At 64.8% G+C, this 3,131-nt stretch carries 2 protein-coding genes; one reads left to right on the top strand and one right to left on the bottom strand.

What is annotated here, in order from left to right:
• Window positions 1-1,934: NACHT domain-containing protein (locus AC3A3G_RS16315; protein WP_487488730.1), on the bottom strand; the 1,934-nt coding region annotated here is incomplete at its 3' end.
• A gap of 273 nt (window positions 1,935-2,207) precedes the next feature.
• Between AC3A3G_RS16315 and AC3A3G_RS16310 the strand changes: the two genes are divergently transcribed.
• Window positions 2,208-3,029, top strand: coding sequence for a hypothetical protein (locus tag AC3A3G_RS16310; RefSeq protein ID WP_487488729.1), 822 nt, complete (start codon window positions 2,208-2,210; stop codon window positions 3,027-3,029).
• Window positions 3,030-3,131: the final 102 nt, after the last annotated feature.

Here is a 3,131-nt window from a genome sequence, read left to right as displayed (position 1 = left end):
AAAGCCAACCCCTGACGAGGCCCGCTCTCCGTTAACGCCACGCCAAACCTGCGCCAAATGTTTCGACGACGGACAGTCTCGTCGGACGCGCTTATCCGGCGGATTAGGGTTTCGGTCGGCTCGTCGCGGAACATCAGCCCATAGGCGGTCCGCTCAAGCAGAGGCGCGAGGTCGGCCGCAAAGCTCTCGACTTGGGCGAGCGGAATTCCATGGGCGGCGGCCAGTTCCTCGAGGGGCGCCGGGGGCGGCAGCAGGGCGAGGCCCGTCAGCAGCAGATCGATATCCGCGTCGCTGGCGCCTTTGTCCCGCGCCGCCCGGCGCGCCGTGTCCAGACGCTTCTTGAGCAGGTCGTCAAGAAGCGCGGCGGGCGAGACTTCGACGGCGCCGGGCGCTGACGGAGGATCATAGGGCCGGCCGTCGGTGAGCAGCGTGTCGAGACAGCGGGGGTTTCCTCCCGACCGGGTATGCAGGGCGGCCGTCTCGGCGCCCGTCACGCTTGGATCGCGCTTTGCGATCAGCCGCGTCGCCTCGTCGGCGGAAAAGGCCGGAATCTCCAGTTCCCGATGCTCGGCGTCGCCGACAGCCTCGAGCCGCCGCTCCGTCCGGCAGGAAGCGACAAGGGCGACGCCGTCGATCGGATCAATCGTCAGGCTGGCAAGCAAAACATGGGCGAAGGACGTCGTTCCGGTGGCGTCAGCCGCGATCGCGGCATGATCGATGGCATCGAGGATCAGCACCACTTGGGCCTCAGCGGCCATTTGACGGGCTGTTGCCACGGATTGCTTCAGGCGTCGCCGGAACGCCCGAAGCAGGCTGGTGATGTCCGAGATCGGCAGGAGGATGTCGCACAGGGTGCGGCCCGCCAGCAGGTTAGCCAGGTGCACCAAGGTCTGCTCGGGCCGATGACGCCCGTCCGACGGATCTCGCCAATGGCCACCGCCGAACCCGTCGAAGATGATGACCTGGTCGGTAGAGCCCAGCCTCTTGGCAAGTCCCTGCATCAGCACGGTCTTGCCCATGCCGCCGGCACCGTGGATCAGCAGCGGAGGGCCGACGGCCTTGACCAGGGTCACGGCCCGCTCGAGAACCGGTCGGTCGATCAGCGTTCCCACCGGCGGGAACGCATCCTGCGTGGGATAGAGTTGATCCTCATGATGGACGCCCAACTCCGCCAGCACCGCGACGCGGTCGATCCGGTTGTCGCCGGTGCCGCTCGGGCCGGCCTTGATCCGCACCAGATTGCGAAGTTTCAGCAAGCGAAGTTCCGCGTCCGGATCGGAGGCCTCGCTCCACGAGGCGAGCACCTGAGCCACCGAACGATCCGCATGCTTCAGCGATCCGCGTGTCCCGAGTAGCGTCAGCCGCCCCAGCAGGGAGCCATGGTCGAAGGGATAGGCTTCGAGCGCCTTCGCAAGCTGCAGCCGCTGCTTGGCCACGTCCCGCAGATCCACGGCGTCGGGGTCGGATTCAGCCAATGCGGCCAACAGGTTCGGGTGGATGGGTCGGTTGGTGGCGAACTCATACTTGACGACGCGCTCGACCCGTTCGTTGCCATGGCGTTCGCGCAGCTCCTTGTCCGTCTCGGCGAACTTGGCGAGAGTCTTGGCCACGTCCGCGGCCCGAACGGGCAGGTCGGCGTTGGCGATCGAGTATTTGAACTGGACGATCTCGACGCGGCTCGCCCGGCCGACGTCCGAACTGTCATAATAGCGGACAAGGTCGGCGATCTCGACGGCACCCGTCCCGAGGTCAGTTTCATCGACAGCGTCAAAGCCCTCGAGCGTGATCGCCGCCAACTTCGAGTTGGGCACCAGCAGTTGCAAGGCGGAACGCGCCGCCCACGCCTCGTGAAAGGCATGACCGGCTTTTGACGCGCGGACCTTGTCGATGCCGCCGTCAGGGCGGAAAGGCTTTACCGCCTCTGCATCAGTCATGCTTGATCCATTTCCGCGGTCGAGACGCCGACTCTGCGGAGCCTGTCACGAGACGGCGTGATCTGCGAGGGTCGATCATCCGGCCGTTGAAAACATCCGACTCCATCCGACAGTCTCGGCGGCTTCGGGAAGCGATTCGGCGCTAGGGCGGCCTGGAGAAGCATATCCCACCTAGCATCGAAGTACGCTTTTTCACGCTGCTCCCACGGCGGTGTTCGTTATCATGATCGACGCTTCGTCCACTCCGCTCGCGCGCAAAATCCAAGGCTGTTGATGGCTCCGTTTTTTCAACCGTTTGAGGCTGCCGCGTGCGTCCTCTGCGGATCACACACCGATCCAAGCGGCGAGCACAAGATCAAAGCCTCAAGCCTGAGGGACCAGTTCGGCATCCAGCCCATGGTCATCGTGCGCGATGGCGAGCCGCCTCGATCAGCGCGTGGCCCGAAATCTAGGCAGTTTCATTTTTCCGTCCCGCTCTGCTCGTCTTGCAACAACGAGCGCACGCAAGATGCCGATCTTGAGTGGGACAGGTTCAGGCGCGCGGCGTTGGACCGGATCGCGAGCGGTCAAGAGCCCGTGACCGCCTTCGACGCGGAGCGATACGCGCCCGTCGGATCGGCCAACTCCAAGCATTATCTGGACGTCCTGCGCTACTTGGCCAAGCTGGTAAGCGGGCACCTCGCCGAGATCGCCGCGCCGCGTTCGGAGCGCCTGTCTCGGTTCGCGTTGGGCTTGAGCGACGACTGCCCCATATCGGTCGCGATCGTTCGGGATCCGACCTATGCGGAGCACACGCGCGCATGGGGTGACCATCCCTACGCCGCGCATGGCGGCCTTGTTCTCCTCAGTGACACACAAAGAGGTGAGACCACGGGGTTTCACACCGCGCTCAGTCTCGGCCCGCTTCAGTGCGCGATCACCTATCGGCTGGATTCGTTGGAGCGACGCGAGCTTTCGCTTGAGCATTCCGCGTTCGCGGCTTGGTGCCGCGAGCGCGCCTCCGATGCCGCCGAGACGCCCGTTTCATCCGAAAAGCTTATTAAGCTAGGACTGGAGCCAGTGCCCCCGGAACGCGAGTTCCCGAGTTCGAGCTGAGCGTCTGCTTCCGGGTGCTCACCCAATGTCCGCTTCTGATGCTGTGGACGGCTCTCCAACCCACCGGCGGCGTTAAGCCTCCGGCAGAGCTGGAGGAGAGCC

It is taken from the genome of Brevundimonas sp. Soil_N_31, from assembly GCF_057655995.1.
The sequence above is the reverse complement of the archived record's forward strand: the minus strand, read 5'-3'. Positions and strand labels throughout refer to the sequence as shown.

Excerpts from the sequence above, each read along its gene's own strand:
- AC3A3G_RS16310 (WP_487488729.1), top strand. The coding sequence starts at position 2,208 with ATGGCTCCGTTTTTTCAACCGTTTGAGGCTGCCGCGTGCGTCCTCTGC.